Source organism: Kineosporia sp. NBRC 101731 (assembly GCF_030269305.1).
Lineage (GTDB): Bacteria > Actinomycetota > Actinomycetes > Actinomycetales > Kineosporiaceae > Kineosporia.
Window position 1 is genome coordinate 827,649 of sequence record NZ_BSTC01000001.1, and the last position, 18,610, is coordinate 846,258.

At 68.0% G+C, this 18,610-nt stretch carries 17 protein-coding genes; 4 read left to right on the plus strand and 13 right to left on the minus strand.

Going from position 1 to position 18,610, the window contains the following annotated elements; translation table 11 throughout:
* Window positions 1-7 precede the first annotated feature (7 nt).
* Both QSK05_RS03560 and QSK05_RS03565 read left to right on the plus strand, forming a co-directional pair.
* Window positions 8-508, plus strand: coding sequence for a MarR family winged helix-turn-helix transcriptional regulator (locus QSK05_RS03560; RefSeq protein WP_285593847.1), 501 nt, complete (start codon window positions 8-10; stop codon window positions 506-508).
* A gap of 13 nt (window positions 509-521) precedes the next feature.
* On the plus strand, window positions 522-1,271 hold the full coding sequence (locus tag QSK05_RS03565; RefSeq protein WP_352300232.1) for a helical backbone metal receptor: 750 nt from the start codon (window positions 522-524) through the stop codon (window positions 1,269-1,271).
* A gap of 56 nt (window positions 1,272-1,327) precedes the next feature.
* On the opposite strand, the gene QSK05_RS03570 is transcribed toward QSK05_RS03565, so the two are convergent.
* The 10 genes from QSK05_RS03570 to QSK05_RS03615 all read right to left on the minus strand — a co-directional run bounded on the left by QSK05_RS03570 (window position 1,328) and on the right by QSK05_RS03615 (window position 11,907).
* A complete protein-coding gene (locus QSK05_RS03570; protein WP_285593850.1) occupies window positions 1,328-1,741 on the minus strand; it encodes a PPOX class F420-dependent oxidoreductase in 414 nt (137 codons plus the stop codon).
* Window positions 1,742-1,783: 42 nt separating this feature from the next.
* On the minus strand, window positions 1,784-2,062 hold the full coding sequence (locus QSK05_RS03575; protein ID WP_285593852.1) for a hypothetical protein: 279 nt from the start codon (window positions 2,060-2,062) through the stop codon (window positions 1,784-1,786).
* 12 nt (window positions 2,063-2,074) lie between these two features.
* A complete protein-coding gene (locus QSK05_RS03580) occupies window positions 2,075-3,754 on the minus strand; it encodes a sodium:solute symporter family protein (protein WP_285593853.1) in 1,680 nt (559 codons plus the stop codon).
* A gap of 111 nt (window positions 3,755-3,865) precedes the next feature.
* The gene (locus QSK05_RS03585) at window positions 3,866-4,654 is read right to left on the minus strand and encodes a putative protein N(5)-glutamine methyltransferase (RefSeq protein ID WP_285593854.1); all 789 of its coding nucleotides are present in this window, start codon (window positions 4,652-4,654) and stop codon (window positions 3,866-3,868) included.
* Entirely contained in the window at window positions 4,651-5,199 is a 549-nt protein-coding gene (locus QSK05_RS03590; protein ID WP_285593856.1) for a GNAT family N-acetyltransferase, read from the minus strand. Before QSK05_RS03590 ends, QSK05_RS03585 begins: the two co-directional genes overlap by 4 nt.
* Before the next feature lie 41 nt (window positions 5,200-5,240).
* Window positions 5,241-6,371: an SLC13 family permease gene (locus tag QSK05_RS03595; RefSeq protein WP_285593857.1), complete on the minus strand. Its 1,131-nt coding sequence runs from the start codon at window positions 6,369-6,371 to the stop codon at window positions 5,241-5,243.
* A gap of 165 nt (window positions 6,372-6,536) precedes the next feature.
* Entirely contained in the window at window positions 6,537-7,643 is a 1,107-nt protein-coding gene (locus QSK05_RS03600) for a CapA family protein (RefSeq protein WP_285593859.1), read from the minus strand.
* Between the two features lie 144 nt (window positions 7,644-7,787).
* Window positions 7,788-9,311, minus strand: coding sequence for a sialidase family protein (locus QSK05_RS03605; RefSeq protein ID WP_285593860.1), 1,524 nt, complete (start codon window positions 9,309-9,311; stop codon window positions 7,788-7,790).
* Between the two features lie 305 nt (window positions 9,312-9,616).
* Entirely contained in the window at window positions 9,617-11,053 is a 1,437-nt protein-coding gene (locus QSK05_RS03610) for a glycosyltransferase family 2 protein (protein WP_502879730.1), read from the minus strand.
* Window positions 11,054-11,166: 113 nt separating this feature from the next.
* Entirely contained in the window at window positions 11,167-11,907 is a 741-nt protein-coding gene (locus QSK05_RS03615; RefSeq protein WP_285593863.1) for a hypothetical protein, read from the minus strand.
* A 358-nt stretch (window positions 11,908-12,265) separates the two neighbouring features.
* Between QSK05_RS03615 and QSK05_RS03620 the strand changes: the two genes are divergently transcribed.
* The gene (locus QSK05_RS03620; protein ID WP_285593894.1) at window positions 12,266-13,291 is read left to right on the plus strand and encodes an NAD(P)-dependent alcohol dehydrogenase; all 1,026 of its coding nucleotides are present in this window, start codon (window positions 12,266-12,268) and stop codon (window positions 13,289-13,291) included.
* 100 nt (window positions 13,292-13,391) lie between these two features.
* Here QSK05_RS03620 and pta read toward each other — a convergent pair whose 3' ends face one another.
* On the minus strand, window positions 13,392-15,470 hold the full coding sequence (pta, locus tag QSK05_RS03625; RefSeq protein ID WP_285593895.1) for a phosphate acetyltransferase: 2,079 nt from the start codon (window positions 15,468-15,470) through the stop codon (window positions 13,392-13,394).
* Between the two features lie 223 nt (window positions 15,471-15,693).
* On the minus strand, window positions 15,694-17,541 hold the full coding sequence (gene recQ, locus QSK05_RS03630) for a DNA helicase RecQ (RefSeq protein WP_352300235.1): 1,848 nt from the start codon (window positions 17,539-17,541) through the stop codon (window positions 15,694-15,696).
* Window positions 17,542-17,795: 254 nt separating this feature from the next.
* Here recQ and QSK05_RS03635 point away from each other — a divergent pair, with 254 nt between their 5' ends.
* A complete protein-coding gene (locus QSK05_RS03635; RefSeq protein WP_285593897.1) occupies window positions 17,796-18,287 on the plus strand; it encodes a DnaJ family domain-containing protein in 492 nt (163 codons plus the stop codon).
* A gap of 46 nt (window positions 18,288-18,333) precedes the next feature.
* On the opposite strand, the gene QSK05_RS03640 is transcribed toward QSK05_RS03635, so the two are convergent.
* A complete protein-coding gene (locus QSK05_RS03640; protein ID WP_285593898.1) occupies window positions 18,334-18,495 on the minus strand; it encodes a hypothetical protein in 162 nt (53 codons plus the stop codon).
* Window positions 18,496-18,610: the final 115 nt, after the last annotated feature.

Consider the following 18,610-nt stretch of genomic DNA (forward strand, 5'->3'; position numbering starts at 1 on the left):
GGTGCCCATGAGCCAGCTGCCTTTCGACCCGATCGAAGAGGCGCAACGTCAGTGGGTCGCCCACGGCTGGGACGACGCCGCGCCCGGGATGGCGGCCGTGACCTCGATCGTGAGGGCGCACCAGATCCTCATGGCGCGGGTGGAGGAGACGCTGCGGCCGCACGACCTGACCTTCGCCCGCTACGAACTGCTGCAGCTGCTGGCCTTCACGAAGACCGGGTCCCTGCCACTTTCGAGGATCGGTGCCCGGTTGCAGGTGCATCCGGCCAGCGTCACCAATGCGGTCGACCGGTGTGAGCAGCGAGGGCTGGTGCGGCGGATGCCGCACGCCACCGACCGGCGCACCACCCTGGCCGAGATCACCGATCCCGGGCGGGAACTGGTGTCCAAGGCCACGGACAGCCTGAACCGTGAGGTCTTCACCTCGCTGGGCCTGGACGAAGCGGCCATGGGCGAGCTGACCGGCGTCCTCAAGCATTTTCGTCAGGCGCACGGTGACTTCTCGTGAACAGCGGCCGATGATGGACGACGACCTCGGGGCACCCGTTCGGGTGCCGGTCACGGTGGGGCGGGTTGTCTCGATCGTTCCCTCGCTCACCGAGAGCCTGGCCGCAACCAGACCGGGTCTGCTGGTGGGGGCGACCGACTGGTGCACCCACCCGGGCGATCTGGACGTCGTCCGCGTGGGCGGCACCAAGAATCCCGACCTCGAGGGAATTCGGCGACTCGCACCGGATCTCGTGGTGGCGAACGAGGAGGAGAACCGGCCGGAGGATCTGAGGGCATTGCGAGAGGCCGGGCTGAACGTTTGGGTGACGCGGGTGCGTACGGTGCCCGAGGCATTCACCAGTTTGCGGCGGATGCTGGCGGCCGCTTGTGGACCGGAGGTTCCCGGATGGTTGCTCGACGCCGAAAAATCCTGGTCAGCAGTGGTTCCCGCGCCGGAGCAGCGGGTGATCGTCCCGGTCTGGCGGCGTCCGTGGATGGTGGTGGGCCGCGACACGTTCACCGGCGATGTGCTGGCCCGGCTCGGGCGGTTCAACGTGTTCGCAGATCACGCCGAGCGGTACCCGAAGATCCAGCTGGACGAGTTGCGTTCGGTGCCGGCTGATCTGGTGGTGCTACCGGACGAACCCTACGCGTTCACCCGTGACGACGGCCCGGAGGCGTTCGTCCCCGTGCCCTCGGCCCTCGTCAGTGGCCGGCATCTGACCTGGTACGGGCCGAGTCTGACGCAGGCTCCGGAGATTCTGCGGCGGCAACTGGGCTGAACAGCCGTCCGGGGCACCTCCCCGTGGGGAGATGCCCCGGACGGCTGGGGGATGGTTCAGTTGACGACAGACCCGCCGACGACCGCGATGAACTGCTCCGGGCGGAAGGTCAGCACCACCCGGACATCGGCATCACTGATCGGATAGACGTTGCCGTAGCGGATCTGGAGCGAGTGGTAGAAGGACGCATCGGCGTCGTCGTCCTCCACCGACTCCAGCTTCGCCCGGACCTCGACGAACCGGTAAGGGTTCTCCGGGTCCAGCACCGACAGCGCCACGCGGGGCTCGTTCTGCAGGTTCGCGAACTTCTGCCGGTTCTTCGTGTGCGTCAGCTTCAGCACCTCGCCGTCCCAGGCGAACCACATCACGCTGCTCTGGGGTGACCCGTCGGGACGGATCGTGGCCAGGTGGGCGAAATTGGCTCGTTCGAGCAGGTCCTTATGACTTTCCGGAAGGGCCCTGGTTGCCATGCTCTCACTCCTGCGTTCGAGGCCGGACGGTGTTGCCCAACGCTACTCCGGGCGTTCGGAATCGTCCTGTTCCACCGGCACACGCAGCGGCCGGAGGAAGACCCAGGCCAGCATGATGGCCGCGAACACCAGCAGGCCGATGCTCACGCGGGTGTTCAGGTTGATGCCGTCGGCCCGGTCGATCTCGCTGGCGTCGGTGAACCACAGGCCCATGACCAGGAGGATCACCCCGTAGATCCCCATCAGGCCGCCGATGATGGTGCGGATGTCGAAGGCACCGGCGGTGGTGGTCTTCTCCGCTGTTTCTGAGGTCTCTGCCATGACGGTGGCTCCTTAGAAGAAGATGATGTTCAGGGCCACCACGAGCACGCCGGCCACGCCCACCAGCATCGGGGTGGAGCGGTACCAGACCGCCTCGTCGCCCGTGCGGTTCTCGCTCAGGTCGGCCTTCGGCGTCAGGGAGTAGACCAGACCCCGCAGTTCGGACTCGGGCTTCGGCTTGGTCACCATCGTCACCAGCACGCTGATCACGATGTCGGCCACGAAGGCCACACCCGCCGCCAGGAAGCTCGCGCCCTGACCCTGCAGGCTGATCACGTCGGTCTCGGAGAGGATGAAGATGAAGATGGCAGAGCTGGTTCCGACCACCAGGCCGACCCAGCCGGCCGTGGCCGTCATGCGCTTCCAGAACATCCCGAGGATGAACGTGGCGAACAGCGGTGCGTTGAAGAACGAGAACAGCTGCTGCAGGTAGTCCATCAGGTTCGAGTAGCCCGACGCGATCACCGCGGTGAAGATCGCGGCGATGGTGGCGACGATGGTGATGACCCGGCCGACCTTGAGGTAGTACTCGTCGGGGCGGTCCTTCACCACGTAGGTCTGCCAGATGTCGTAGCTGAACACCGTGTTGAAGGCACTGATGTTCGCGGCCATACCGGCCATGAACGAGGCCAGCAGACCGGTGATGGCCAGGCCCAGCAGGCCGTTCGGCAGCAGGTCACGCATGAGCAGCAGCAGCGCGTCGTTGTAGGTGACGTCGCCGCCGGTGCCGCCGTTCGCCTTGTACTGCACCATCTCCTGCACCGAGACCGCGGCGATCATGCCGGGGATCACGACGATGAAGGGGATGAACAGCTTCGGGAAGGCGCCGATCACCGGGGTGCGGCGGGCGGCCGACATGCTCTTGGAAGCCATCGCGCGCTGGACCTCGACGAAGTTCGTCGTCCAGTAGCCGAAGGAGAGCACGAAGCCGAGGCCGAAGATGATGCCGAAGACCGAGAGGAAGTCGTTGTTGAAGCCGGAGAGCTCGTTACCGGGCCAGGCCGAGAGCTGCTCGGCGCCGCCGGGGCTGGCGCTGATCTTGTCCTTCAGGCCTTCCCAGCCGCCGACCTTGTGCAGACCGGCCAGCGTGAGCGGCAGCAGCGCAGCGACGATGACGAAGAACTGCAGCACCTCGTTGTAGATCGCCGCTGACAGACCGCCGAGGGTGGTGTAGACCAGCACGATCGCGGCGGCGGCGATCAGGGAGACCCAGAGCGGCCAGCCCAGCAGCACATTCACGATGGTGCCGAGCAGGTACAGGTTCACGCCGGCGATCAGCACCTGCGCGAGCGCGAAGCTCAGCGCGTTCACCAGGTGCGCGGCCGGACCGAACCGGCGCAGCATGAACTCAGGCACCGAGCGAACTTTCGAGCCGTAATAGAACGGCATCATCACCACGGCGAGGAACAGCATCGCCGGAACGGCGCCGATCCAGAAGTAGTGCATGGTCGGCAGGCCGTACTGCGCGCCGTTCGCCGACATACCCATGATCTCGATGGCACCGAGGTTCGCGGAGACGAACGCGAGGCCGGTGACCCAGGCAGGCAGTGATCGGCCGGACAGGAAGAAGTCGATACTGCTCGACACCTGCCGACGGGCCAGCACACCGATACCGAGGACCACAGCGAAATACGACGCCAGGATCACGTAGTCAATGGCAGACGCATCCAGGCGGAGGACGTCCGAGTCCACAGGAACTCCCTTGTACTGACCGGGCTCCACATGGTCGGAACCCGATTCGGGTACGCCAGGTATAAACCCGGTTCAAGGAGATCGCAATTCGGGCCAAGGGGAAAACAACGATCAGTTGGGTGCGTTGGTTCCCGAATAAAAGACGCCTGTGACGACCGTCGCATTCAGGTCGGGGTCTTCGTGGAGCTCAGTCTCCAGTCCCTGACCAGCAACGATGGCCTCGGCGAGGGGTGCCTGGCGCTCGCTCACCTCGGACATGACCCGTCCGCCGGGCGCCAGCCACGACGTGGCGCCCATCACCAGGCGCCGGAAGAGGGCCAGGCCGTCGCCGCCCCCGTCCACGGTCGCGCCGGGTTCGTGCAGCCGGGACTCCGCGGGCAGGAAGGGGATGTCGCCGGTCGGAACGTAGGGCACGTTGGCGACGAGCACGTCGATCCGTCCCCTCAACTGCTGGGGGAGCGGCGCGAAGAGATCGCCGGTGTGCAGGGTCGCCCGGGTGCCCAGGTTGGTGGCGGCGACCCGGACGGCGACCGGGTCGATGTCGGCGGCGTGCAACGTGGCCGTGGTCTCGGCCAGGATCGCGGCGCTGATCGCCCCGGCCCCGCAGCAGAGCTCGACGACCACCGGCTGATCCAGTTGTCTGACGGCCGAGATGGCCTGCCCGGCAAGGAGTTCTGTGCGCAGACGGGGGACGAAGACCCCCGGCTCGACCCGGATCCGCAGCCCTCGGAACCGCGCCCATCCCACCACGAGCTCGAGCGGGACCCCCTGCGCCCGCCGTGTCACCATGGCCTCGAGATCCAGCGAGGAGGTTGTGCTTTCGGTAAGCAGCGAGGCCTCTTCCTCGGCCCACACACAGCCCGCGGCCCGCAGGGTGGTGACCACCTCGTCGTACGTCATGCGCCCGCTTCCCGCAGCCCGACGCAGTCGTTGTCCCAGAACTCCCGCGCGTAGACCAGTGTGCCGCTCATCCAGTCTTCGTAGGCGGGCAGTTTCACCACCTGGAACGCCGCGTCGGGGGTGCGCAGCGACGGCTTGCGAAAGCCCAGTGGCCCGCCCGCGCGGAAACCGACCCGACGGTAGAAGGCCGGATCGCCCTCGAGGAACAACAAGGGGACAGAGGTCTTCGACATCTCCTCGATCGCGGCCCGCACCAGCGCCGACCCGATTCCCCGCCCTTGATGTCCGGGGGCTACGGCCAGCGGGCTGAGCACCGCCACGTCGACCAGCCGGCGTGGGGCATCGAGCAGGCTGCGGGTGCAGAGAACCGAGCCGACGACCTCGCCGCCCTCCTCCGCCACCAGCGCCAGATCGCTCGAGGACGGCGGCATGGCCCGAAGCGCGGTCAGCAGCCGGACGATCACGGGCCCTTCGTCCCCGAAGCCTCGTCGGTGAACCTCGTCGGCGGCGATCCGGTCAGCCGCGGTCTCCCTGCGAATCTGCACGGACGGAGGCTAACGAGCTGGGGATGTACCTGGCACCTTCTTTAACTCGTCACCAGCAGCGCCGCCCAGCCGCCCAGCAGGATCAGGGGGAGGCCGCCGAGTCCGACCAGACCGAAGCGGAGGGCACTGATCTCGACGCCTCGCTGGCGGCAGCGTTCGCGCCACAGCAGGGTGGCCAGGGAGCCCCAGAGCAGGACGAGAGGGCCGGCGTTGGTGCCGATCAGGGCGCCGAGGAGCTGGGTGGTGTGGCCTGCCGGGACGGCCGACTCCACGGCCAGGTAGGCGGGGAGGTTGTTCACCAGGTTGCTCGCACCGGCCGCGGTGATCACGGTGGCCAGGGTCGACTGCCCGGCCAGGTGCTCGATCAGGTCGCGTCCACCGTGCACGGTCAGCGCGGTGACGACGAGGAAGAGTCCTTCGGTCAGCAGCACGATCCTCCAGGGCAGGAGCCAGATCCCCAGCACCGAGGGTGCACGGACGGCGAACACCGTCACTGCGGCCAGGGCGCAGGGCACTGCCACGACCCACGGTTCGAAGCCGGCCACCACGCCGGGCGCGAGAGCCAGGCAGGCCAGGGCGCAGACGCGGAACGTCCAGGGGTCCGGCGGGGGGACGTGCTCGGGCGGGTCGAAGCTCCCGCGCAGGTCACGGCGGTGGATCAGCCAGAGGTAGAACACCGTCACCAGCACGCAGGCCAGCTCGGGAAGGGCCATCCGGGCCAGGAACTGGGTGGGGTGCATGTCGAGCCGGCTGATCGCGAGCAGGTTGGTCAGGTTGGAGACCGGCAGCAGCAGGCTCGCGGTGTTCGCCAGCCAGACCACGAGCAGCGCGAACGGCATCGGGCGCAGGCCTAGCTTGTCGGTGACCGTGAGCACGACCGGCGTGAGCAGCACCGCGGTGGTGTCCAGGCTCATCCCGACGGTGGTCAGCACACCCAGTGCGGCGATCAGCAGGAACAGCCGCAGCGTCGAGCCCCGGGCCAGCCGCGCCGCCACCCGGGCCGCGGCATCGAAAACCCCTGCCTTCTCGGCCAGATCGGCCAGAATCGTGATGGCGACGAGGAACCCGAGTACCGGCAGGGCGCGCTCGACCGCCACGTCGTACGCCTGTGCCCGGGGGAGCCACCCGGTGAGAACGACGAGCACGCCACCGACCGCCAGTACGAGCCACATGGCTGAAAGCTAAGGGCTAGGGCGATGGTTTGCATGATCACGAACAACCCCTCCCCCAAACCTTCCGTGATCATGCAAAACCTCCCCGGCGTTCTAGAACTCTCCCGGCGACAGTTCTAGAACTCTGGGGAGGTTTTGCATGATCACGGACAAGGGGTTACGGGGTCAGGGGGTTGCGGGGGTTAAGCCGGCTTTCGCCCCGCCCATGCTCTCCACCACCTTCGTGGTGCGGCGCAGGGCCTGGAGCAGCCGGGGACGGGTGGTCGAGCCGTAGTCCTTCGTGCGCAGGGCCTGGCGCACGTCGAGCACTCGGTGCGGTGTCTTCTTGGTCATCAGCAGGGGCACGTACTCGGCCTTCGAGACGGTGAAGCGCCGGGCCCCGGGTGAGCGGGTGAAGGTGAACCGGGTCAGCAGGCCCTCGGCGTTGGCCTTGCCCGGGGTGTCGTGGTCGGCCAGCAGGTTGCCGAGCCCGTAGACCACCCAGGTGCGGCCGATCTTCTGCACCGGCTCCACCACGTGGGCGTGATGGCTGATGATCAGGTCGATCTTTCCGGATTTCGCCAGCCGGGGAGCCAGGTAGGCCTGGTCGGCCGACGGGGTCTGCTGGTACTCCTGCCCCCAGTGCAGCGAGGTCACCACCACGTCGGCACCGGCCTTCCGGGCCCGGGCGGCGTCTTTCAGCACGGTCGACTCCTGAAGGAGGTTCGCCCGCCAGGTCTGCCCCTGCGGATAGTCGATCCCGTTGAAACCGTAGGTGTACGAGAGGAAAGCGATCTTCGCTCCGTTCACGCGCAGCATCGTGATGCGCCGTGCCTCCTTCTGGGTGCGCGCGGAGCCGGTGTGTCGCAGGCCGGCCGCGTCGAGCCGGGCCAGGGTGCGGTCGATCCCGTCACCGCCCTGGTCGAAGGTGTGATTGCTGGCGGTGCTGCACACGTCGTAACCGGTCGCGGCCAGCCCGGCGGCGATCTGGGGAGGGCCGGAGAAACTCGGGTAGGAGGAGTACGGGCCGCCCGGGGGAGCGAGGGGCGTCTCCAGATGACACAACCCGACGTCCGCGCTCTCCACATAGGTGCGCACCTCGTCCATCATCGGTGCGAAATCCAGGCGACTGCGCCCGGTGGCCTGGGCATCCCGCTTCGCCTGGATCCATAAAGGCTTGTGCAGCAGGACATCACCGGTGGCGACCAGAGTGAACTGATCGGGTGCCGGGGTGGTGGGCGACGGCGGGCTGACCGACGCCGTGGAGGCCGGCCGGCGGGGTTCGTCGTCCACTGCCGGACTGCTCGAACAAGATGCCAGAACGACGCAGAGCCCGGCTCCTGCCCAGGGGAGGAGCCGGGCTCGGAGGCCGTTAGTTGTGTGGCTGCTGTGACGCACGCCCCGAGTATGCCGGTTATGGGCGATTCCGTCGGGGATCTACGGGACCACCGTGAGCGTGCCCGCGGCCACCGAGGTGCCCTTGATCCGGCCGGTGCCGGAGTAGGTCAGGGTCAGCCGGTACCTGCCAGCCACCAGTCTCGGTAGCACAACCCAGCGAGAACCCTTGTTAGAGTACGTGAAATCGATGGACGCGCTGCGCTTGGCACCGCTCTTGGCCGTCGCGGTCAGCGTGACCCGTCCCGGCGGTCTGGCGGTACCCGGCACTCTCACCTTGACCTGTGCCTTCGCGTTCTGCGTGGTCGGCACCGGCTTGCTGTTGCGGTAGAAAGTCATCTTCGAGCTGACCTTCACCGGGTTGATCACCTGCGAGAGGGCCACACTGCGGAAGGCGATGTGCTCCTTCCAGGTCTGCGTACCGGTCTCGTAGAGCACCCCGACCCCGGCCCCGATCTGCACGATGTCCGAGTACGAGCCCGGCGTGCTGTGCAGCTCCAGCTGGTAGCGGCTGCGCCAGGTCTTCCCACCGGTGGTGCTGACGAAGATCGACAGGTCACGCCGGAGGTTACGGGTGCGATCAGCGGGCGCCGTGAACAGCAGCACGTTGTCGTACCTTCCGGACGGCGTCAGGGCCGCGCCCTGCACCGACACGATCGGCAGCTTGGACGCGGCGAAACCCTGGCCCGACAGCGTTTCCCCGCCGTCCTTGGACAGCGCCCACTCGCGGGCGGTACCGGCCGGGGCCTGGTCGATGCGCTCGCGGTAACTGATGAACAGATCGCCGTTCGCCAGTTCGGCCGCGGTGCCCTCGATCCAGTCGTGCGTGCCGCCGGTGTCGAGCTGCTGGTAACCGGTGTGCCAGGTCGCGCCGTGGTCGTCGCTGTAGATGCCGTAGGCGCCGTACAGACCTTCCTTGGTCTTGTACGCCACCGGGTACAGCAGTCGGCCGGCATGGGTGCGAGTCAGCTGGATGCCGTGCCCCGGACCGGCCAGGCCGCCCTTGAGGCCGTCCGCCTTCATCGGGTTGCTCAGCAGCGCCGAGAACGTCTTGCCGTCGTCCGTGCTGGTCTGCAGGTACAGGCCCTTGCCCTGGCCACCGGAGTTCTCCCGCACGCTCACGCTGGAGAGCACCAGCACGTTGCCGGTCTCGGCGTCGACCAGGGCCGACGGGCTGGCCACCCGGTTCGCGCCGTCGCTGGCGATCACCTTCGGCGCGCTCCAGGTGCAGCCGTTGTCGGTGGAACGAGCCGTCGCGATGTCGTAGTCGCCCATGTCGCTGGCGTCGTTGTTGTCCCGGGCCTCGGCGAACGCGACCAGGGTGCCTTTCGGCGTCCGCACCAGCGAGGGGATGCGGTACCAGAGCGTCTTGGACGGCTTGCTGACGAACGGCGCGCCGGAACAGGTCGCGGTCTGCCGGATGGGGGACGCAGGTGGGCCCGCTCCGATGGAGGACGCGGTTGCGGTTGCGTTCGCGGAGAGGGCGTTGCCGAGCGCGAGCCCGGCGACGGCCGTGGATGCGATCAGTCCGCCGGAGAACCGGCGGAAGACGGACGTGCGGGTCATTCGGCGTTGTTCGCGTCGAGGGCCACGGGATCCCCATCGACACCGGTCGGTAGCACTTGAGTCTGGAAGCTTTTCAAGAATCCCCCCGGGACGGCAGGGACTCGACGTTAGGCGCCCGGAGGGAGCCCGCTCGAGGCCCGCTGCACCGAGCAGACCTCGACAAAAGACAGAAGCGGCCGGTGCGGAGAGGACGAGTCACGCACTCGTCTCTCACGCACCGGCCGCTGTGGTCCGGTCCTCCGGACCCGGGGCGGGTGTCCCTACCTACCGCCGGTGGCGGACCGGACGTCCGCAGGCGCCAGGGTTCAGACCGTGAAACCCCGCTGCCGGCGGAACACCTTGCGGGCCATGAAGAGGGTCTGCACGACGGTGAAGATGTAGAGCGCCGGCCAGCCCAGCGACAGGATCGCGGCCTGCACCCCGATCGACTGCTGGCTCCAGGCGAGGATCAGCAGGCCGAACACCGCCGCGAAGACCACCAGCGGGAAGATGTACGCCGCGCCCCGGCCCTTCTCGGCCGCCGCCTGAGCCGCCCAGTTGTCCTTCTCCACCCGGGCGAAGAACTGCGTCCAGGCGGAGAGGAAGTGGCCGATCCGGATCCACATGTAGGCCTCGGCCGGCAGGAGGAAGCAGAACAGGTAGTCCGAGGCCGACTTGTCGTGCATGGCCATGGCCAGACGCAGGTTCAGGGCGATCGCGATCACCGGCGGGAGCAGCCAGATCGGGTTGAACACGAAGGCATGGATCGACAGCGCCGCCGCCAGCAGCAGGAAGAAGGCCATCCGGCTGACGATGTTGGAGACCATCGAGAAGTTCTCGAACCAGCGCAGCCGCAGGTTCGGGTGCAGCGGCTGACCCTTGGTGTCACCCCGCTGGCCCGGCCACATCAGGTCGATGGCGCCGTAGTTCCACTTCACCTGCTGACCGTGCAGCGCTCGCAGGTTCTCCATCGCGCCGACGTAGGCCCGGGCCCGGGCGCTGATCTTGGTGCTGAAGCCGGCGTCGCGGATCTGCAGGCTGAGTTTGGAGTCCTCGACCTCGGAGTCCCGCACCCAGGGAGTGTTCTGGTGGTCGCGGAGCATCACGGTCTGCAGGGCCTGCATCGAGAAGATGCTGAACTGGCCACCGAGCACGGCCATGTTGCGGCCCCGCAGCAGGTTGTCCATGTTGAACCCGGCGAACTGGGCGCGCTGCCCGGCCACCAGGAACTTGGCCATGCCGCCCTCGATCTTGCTCTTGTCGATCGAGTAGATGGCCGAGATGCCGCCGATCCGGGGGTCGTCGACGATCTCCTTCTCCAGCCACTCCACCGCCTGGCGGTGGGCCGTGGTGTCGCCGTCGACACCCAGCAGGTAGTCGTAGCCACGGGCCAGGCGGAAGCCGAAGTTCAGCGCCCCGACCTTCTTGTCCGGGTTCACGCCCATGTCGTGCACGTGGATCGTGGTCTCGTAGGTCTGGCCCTTGACCGTGCGGCGGTGCCGGCCGACGTAGCGGTTCGCGATCTCGACGGTGTCGTCGTCGGTGTTGTTGACGACCACGTGGATGACGTCGGGCAGGCGGGTCTGCGACAGCAGCGACTCCAGCACGTCGGCGATGCTGTCCTGCTCGTTGTACGCCGGGATGACGCAGGCGATCCGGGCGTGGCGGATGATCTCCAGATCGGCGGTGCCGCTCTCCGGCGACGTGGTCTGGGCCGGCAGGTGCAGGGCCCGGGCCGCGGCCTGCTGGCCGGCATCGAGCATGCGCTGGTGGAAGGGCCGGGTGTCCGGCAGCTGCGGGTTGCGGCGCACCGGCACCTGGGTGACGACGTGCACCTCGCCGGGCTCACGGGCGATGAGGATCTCGTTGTTGCTGCTCACTGGGAAGCTCCTTCGCTGGCGGCCTCGCTGCTTGAACTCACGTTCAGCGCGACGGTGTCCAGAACGGTCTGGCGGTAGAAGGCACCCGAGCCGGGCTCGGTCTCGACGAGTAGGTCGAAGCGGACGTCGATGGTCCGGTCGGCCGTGTCGGTAGCGGTGGGGATCGCCAGCGCGGAGGTGTACGAGTACGGCGGGGTCAGCACGAACTCGCCCTGGTCGTCGGCCAGCGACACATTGCTGCCGTCGCTGTGCTCCAGGGTGGCGGCGAACCGGGTCACCTTGACCGCGTGCAGGCTGTCGGCGCCCTTGAGCTCGGCCGAGAGGTGCACGCTGGTGTCGCTGTCGTCGGTCCAGTAGTTGACGACCAATGAGTGGTCGCCGACCGCCTGAGTGTGCTTCGCCGATCCGTCAGCCAGCTCGCCTCCGGCGAAGGGGTTTACGGACGCGGTGGTCGCCGTCGCCGTCGGGCTCGGGGTGGCCGTGGCGTGCGGCGTGGGGACGACGCTGCGAGCGGCCGGTGTCTTCGCCGTGAGCGAGGGACTCATGGAGGCCCACTCGGTGGAGCAGCCGGACAGGAACACCGGGAGGGCGAGGAACGACGCCACGAGGGCGACGCGCTGACGCCGGTTCTTGCCGAGGCGACCGGGGACACGGCCGTTGCTCTGCGTAGGACTGTGATGGCGTGGCGTCTGGGACGGACGCCCACCGTGGGACATGGTGGTACTCGGTCTGGACATGAAACCCCATTGCGTGACGATGGGTGGTGACTTCTCGTCGGCTCTTCGTCGAGGCCGCCGTTTCCGTCGCTCTGTGTCATCACAAGTTGGCCACACCGGCTGGCGATTACGGAAGGTAGTCGTTGGGCTTGCAGGCGATCGGCTCACTCCCCGTCACGAATCCGATAACGAAATCACGCTGCGTATATATTCGGCGCATGTCACACCGCCGGAGTGGCCGCTATGGGGGGTTCGGGAGCTTCGTCCTCGATTTAAACGACACATGTAGGACTAACGTCTGTTGTGCCCGCGCCTGGACGTCTCACCGGAAATGGCGACGCCCGACCGACGCGGCGACATCTCGTGGAAGAGGTCAGTCATGAAAGCCGTGCAGTACCGCACGATCGGCAAGGGCCCTGAGGTCGTGGAGATCGACAAGCCGGTCGCCGGGCCGGGACAGGTCCTGCTGAAGATCACCGCGGCCGGCCTGTGTCACTCGGACGAGCTGGTCATGTCCGTGCCGGATGCGATGGGTTACGAACTGCCGATGACGCTGGGCCACGAGCCGGCCGGCATCGTCGAGGAGCTGGGCGCCGGCGCGACCGGTATCGAGGTCGGCACACCGGTCATCGTGTACGGCTGCTGGGGTTGTGGCGTCTGCGAAATGTGCGCCGCTGGAAAGGAAAACCTCTGCCTGAAGGGCATGACCTCGCCCGGTCTGGGCTCCGACGGCGCGATGGCCGAGTACATGGTCGTCGACACGCCGCGCCACCTGGTGCCGATCGGTGACCTCGACCCGGTGCGCGCCGCATCCCTCACCGACGCCGCCCTGACGCCCTACCAGGCCATCCTTTCCGTGCTGCCGAAGCTCAAGGGCGGCTCGACCGCGGTCGTGCTCGGCGTCGGCGGTCTCGGCCACGTGGCCGTGCAGCTGCTGCGTGAGCTCACGGGCACCCGGATCATCGCGATGGACGTCGCCCCCGAGAAGCTAGAGCTCGCGAAAGAGTGCGGTGCGCAAGAGGTTCTGCCGTCCGGCCCGGAGGCTGCGGCGGAGGTGAAGAAGATGACCGGGGGCCGTGGCGCCGAGGTCATCTTCGACTTCGTCGGCATCGACAAGACCAGCGAACTGGCCCTGGCCTGTGCCGGTTACGAGTCGCACATCGTCATCGTCGGTGCCGGTGGCGGCGGTGTGAAGATCGGCTTCCTCAGCGCCCCGTACAACATCAACGTCTCGACCTCGCTGTGGGGCGGCCGGGCCGAACTGGCCCAGCTCGTCGGCATGGCCCAGCGTAACCAGATCCACATCAAGACACGTACTTTCAGCCTGGACGAGGTGCCGAAGGCCTACGAGCTCCTGCACGAGGGGCAGATCGTCGGCCGGGCGGTCGGCGTCCCCTCCCGGTAGCGAGGGCAGGGGCCCTCAAACCTGGTCATGATCAGGCAAAGTGTCCCCAGTCGTGGCAGTTCCGGAGCTCCGGGGACACCTTGCCTGATCACGGAGGTTTTTAGTTGCGCTGGCCGGCCTGGATCGCGGTCAGGGCGATCGTGTAGATGATGTCGTCGACCAGGGCGCCGCGGGACAGGTCGTTGACCGGCTTGGCCAGGCCCTGCAGCATCGGGCCGACACTGATGACGTCGGCGCTGCGCTGAACCGCCTTGTACGTGGTGTTTCCGGTGTTCAGGTCGGGGAACACGAACACCGTGGCCCGGCCCGCGACCGGGCTGTCGGGCGCCTTGCTCTTCGCCACCGAGGCGATGGCGGCCGCGTCGTACTGCAGCGGTCCGTCGGCGAGCAGTTCCGGAGCGCGCTCGTGCACGATCCTCGTCGCCTCGGTCACCGCGGCCACGTCGGTGCCGGAGCCCGAGCTGCCGGTGCTGAAGCTGATCATCGCCACACGCGGTTCGATGCCGAAAGCCTCGGCTGAACGCGCACTCTGGATCGCGATGTCGGCCAGCTGCGACGGCGTCGGGTTCGGGTTCACCGCGCAGTCACCGTAGATGACGACCTCGTCGGGCAGACACATGAAGAACACCGACGAGACCAGCTCGGCCCCCGGTGCCGTACCGAGCAACTGCAGGGCCGGGCGCACCGTGGCGGCGGTGGTGTGCACGGCGCCCGCGACCAGGCCGTCCACCTCGTCCAGCCGCAGCATCATCGTGCCCAGCGTGATCGGGTCGGTGAGCTCGTCCGTGGCCCGCTCGGGCGTCATGCCCTTGTGCCGGCGGGCCTCGACCAGCTTGTCGACGTAACGGTCGGCCACCCGCCGGGGATCGATGATCTCCAGGCCCTCGGGCAGCTTCAGGCCGAGCCCCTCGGCCTGGGCGCGCACCTCGTCCTCCGGCGCCAGCAGCACACACTGGGCGATGCCCCGCTGGTGACAGGCCACGGCCGCGCGCAGAGTGCGGGGCTCACTGCCCTCCGGCAGCACGATGCGCTTGGACACGGCCCGGGCCCGGGTGGTCAGCCGGTGCCGGAACGCCGGCGGGCTGACCCGGGTCAGATGGGTCGCTGTCGGAAGCTCGGCCAGCCAGTCCGGATCGAGCGATGCGGCCACGCTCGAGGCCGCCATCCGGGCCCGCTCCTCGTCGTCGTAAGGAATCTCCGGATCGAAAGAGTTGAGCGTCAGAGCGGTTTCGTAGCTGTACTCGTCGGTGAGAAGGATCGGCAGGCCGGTTGCGGCGGCCGGCTGGCACAGTGCCCAGACCCGCGGGTCCGGCTCGATCCCGACCGTGAGCAGCAGACCGGCCAGCCGCACCCCGTTCATGGCGGCCAGGCAGACCCCGAGGATGACGTCGACGCGGTCGCCGGGCACGACCACCAGCCGACCCTCCCGCAGGAGAGGCAGCATGCCCTGCACCGACTGTGCGGCAATGATGACGTCCTTGACCCGGCGGTCCTCGTCACCCTCGCTGAGCACCTTCACGTCGAGCGCGGCGACCAGATCCTTGGTGCGCGGCCAGCTCAGTGATTCCTTCGCCGGAACCGCCCCGGCCAGGCGAACCCCGACCTCGGCGAGCGCATGATGCAGCTGCGCCTTCTGCTCCGGCGACCGGCCGGTGACCTTGTTGACGATGCCGCCGATCACCCGGTCGTGCTCGCCACCGCGATATGTCTGCGCCGTGATGGACATCGACTCGGCCGTGCGGTCCACATCGCCGTCCACATCGGCCGCACTGACCAGCACCACGTCCGCGTCGAACGCCTTGGCCAGCGCCAGGTTGACCCGGCCGGAGTAGACACCGCCGGGACCGCTCGCCAGACCTTCCACGATCACCACGTCGTGGGCCGAGACGATCGGCTCGGCCGTCTCGACCGCCTGCTGCATGAGGGTGTCGAGGCTGTTCTCACTCAGCAGCCGCTCGGCCTCCTTGGCCGGGATCGGCTCCGGAGGCTCGAGCGCGGAGATCAGCCGGATCAGCGACGTCGACGTGTCGGCCACGTCGGTGCGCGCCCGGAACTGGGCCAGTGGTTTGAAGAAACCGACGTTCACCCCACGTTGCTGCAACGCGGCGACGACGCCGAGGCAGGTTGTCGTGAGGCCGGAACCGTGTCCGGTGGGAACCATCAGCAGGGTGCGGGTCATCGAGCACTCCAATTACAGGACGGCGCACTGCTCGCGACCAGCCTGCCTCGTGGGTGACCAGCCTGCCCCGTGAAGAGCATCCTCGCCCTTCGTGGAGTGAACGAACAGATGTCTGGACAGGACGTTACCCAGGGGAAGGAAGTCCCGGATCGCCCGGGCCCAGTGTCCGGGCATCGGGTTTCGTGATGATCCGCACGGGCGTGGCGTTCGCCTCACCCCGTTCCTACGAGGAGAGCGTTTCCAGCACCTGCTCGCCGTACTTCTCCAGCTTCGCCTGACCCACGCCGTCCACCGTGCCGAGCTGCTGCAGGCTCGTGGGCACCAGCGTGGCGATCTGCCGCAACGTCTTGTCGTGGAAGATCACATACGCGGGCAGCCCCTGCTCCTTCGCCACCCCCGCCCGCCAGGCCCGCAGTTTCTCGAACACCACCGTCGCCTCGGGCGTCAGATCGATGGCCGGGCTCGCCTTGCTGCCCGACGACCGGCCCGAACCCGACGACCGCGACGGCTTCTCCGGCTCGGTGCGCATCATCACCTCACGCTCACGACGCAGCACGGACGAGCTGCCGTCGGTCAGCGTGAGCGTGCTGTACTCGCCCTCGACCGCCAGCAGGTTCTTCGCCAGCAGCTGCCGCACCACCCCGCGCCACTGCGACTCGCTCAGCTCGGTGCCGATGCCGAACACGCTCAGCTCGTCGTGCCGGAACTTGGTGACCTTCTCGGTCTTCTTGCCGAGCAGGATGTCGATGGACTGACCGGCGCCGAACTTCTGGTTGCGCTCGCTCTGCAGCCGGTAGACCGTGCTGAGCAGCTTCTGCGCCGGCACGGTGCCGTCCCAGGTCTGCGGCGGGGCCAGGCAGGTGTCGCAGTTGCCGCAGGGCTTGGCCTGTTCGCCGAAGTAGTTGAGCAACTGCACGCGACGGCAGTCGACCGTCTCGCAGAGAGCCAGCATGGCGTCGAGGTGCCCGGACAGCATGCGCCGGTGGGCCAGGTCGCCCTCGGAGGAGTCGATCATGCGGCGCTGCTGCACCACGTCGGCCATGCCGTAGGCCATCCACGCGGTGGACGGCAGGCCGTCACGACCCGCCCGGCCGGTCTCCTGGTAGTAGCCCTCGATCGACTTGGGCAGGTCGAGGTGCACCACGAACCGCACGTCGGGCTTGTCGATACCCATGCCGAACGCCACGGTCGCCACCATCACCAGGCCGTCTTCCCGCAGGAAACGCGACTGGTTCTTCGCGCGCACCCGCTGGTCCAGACCCGCGTGGTACGGCAGCGCCGGGATGCCGCTGGCACTCAGCGTCTCCGCCGTCTTCTCCACCGAGTTGCGGGAGAGGCAGTAGACGATGCCGGCCTCACCGTTGTGCTCGGTGCGCAGCAGGTCGAGCAACTGCTTGGTCGGGGAGTTCTTTGGCACGATCCGGTACTGGATGTTGGGCCGGTCGAAGCTGGCGACGAAGTGCTTGGCCCCGGTCAGGTTGAGCCGCTGCGCGATCTCCTCATGGGTGCGCGACGTGGCCGTGGCCGTCAGGGCGATGCGCGGCACGGTGGGCCAGCGCTCGTGCAGCATCGACAGGGCCAGGTAGTCGGGCCGGAAATCGTGACCCCACTGGGCCACACAGTGCGCCTCGTCGATCGCGAACAGAGCGATGTTGCCCTGCTCCAGTAACCGCATGGTGGACGAGGTGCCACCGCCCAGCGCCTCGGGGGCCAGGTAGAGCAGATCGAGTTCGTCGGCCAGGAAAGCCTTCTCGACCTCGCGCCGGGTCTCGTAGTCCTGACTGGAGTTGAGGAAACCGGCCCGTACCCCGAGCGCCGTCAGCGCGTCGACCTGATCCTGCATCAGCGCGATCAGCGGCGAGATCACCACCCCGACGCCCGGCCGCACCAGCGACGGCACCTGGTAGCACAGCGACTTGCCGCCACCGGTCGGCATCAGCACCAGCGCGTCGCCGCCGCCGATGACCTGATCGACGATCTCCCGCTGGCTACCCCGGAAGGAGTCGTACCCGAACACCCGGTGCAGCACCTCGAGCGCCGGATCCGGATCACCGGCCCCGCTGACGGTGATGCCGGGGTCATGGGCAGTCTCGGCGTCCGCAGTCACCCGCCCGAGTTTAGAGGCGGCACACGAGCGCCGTCGGCGCCCTGGGGACAAAGGTGATCTGTGGACAAGGGCGCCGGACCCCGGCCGGTCCGGGAACGGGGAAGATCTGTGCGTTGTGGCCGCACGGATCTTCCCCGTCGAGCAGCGGCGTCGGACTCGCGGGAAAATGTGGGACCGCGCCGGCGTTGTCACCGGTGGACGAGTGCACAGGGGAGGCCATGACGGAGCGGAAGCCGGCGGGCATGCGCAGCGAGGACTGGGTCGAGCGGCAGATCCGCGAGGCCCGGGAGCGGGGTGCGTTCGACAACCTGGAGGGCGCGGGCAAGCCCCTGCGCGGTCTGAACCGCACGTTCACCTCGGAGGAATGGGCCCGGGACTGGGTGCAGCGCTCGGGTGGTGACCTGGAGGCCCTGCTCCCGCCCCTGCTGATCCTGCGCAAGGAGCGTGCCGCCCTGCTCTCGGCTCTGCCCACCTTCGCGTCGGAGAAGGTCTTGCGCGAGACCGTCGCCGACTTCAACCACCGCCTGCTCGACCAGTACCGCCGCCCCATGGACGGGCCCCTGATCGCTGTCGGTGTGCTCGACGCCGACGAGACGGTGGAGCAGTGGCGGGCGGCTCGCCCGGAAGAGCCTCAGGAACCTGAACCCGAATCGCTTCCTGGTCCGGGTCGGTGGCAGCGGATCCGCCGTCTGGTCCGCCGCCGCGGCTGACCGGCTCGACCCGGCCTGTTCTTCTGGACGAGTCTTCTGGACGAGCTCAGGCGAGGGGGAGCCGGCTGACCCCGGCGTCCACCTCGTCATCGGTCGTGTCGTGATCGTGATTGCGCCAGGCGCCCCGTTCGCTCGGGCGCGTCGGCCGGGCGGCGTCGTCCGGGCCCATCTCGCTGTCGTCCAGTGCGTCGGGCGGTCCCAGTGACATCTTCGTCCTCCATTGCTCCGAGTCACTTCAGGCTACGCCCGGTAGATAATGGGTGGGCGACGGGCTCCTCGTCCGGGCTACTGTGCGCCCCCGGGGCCACCGATGAGAATCGGCT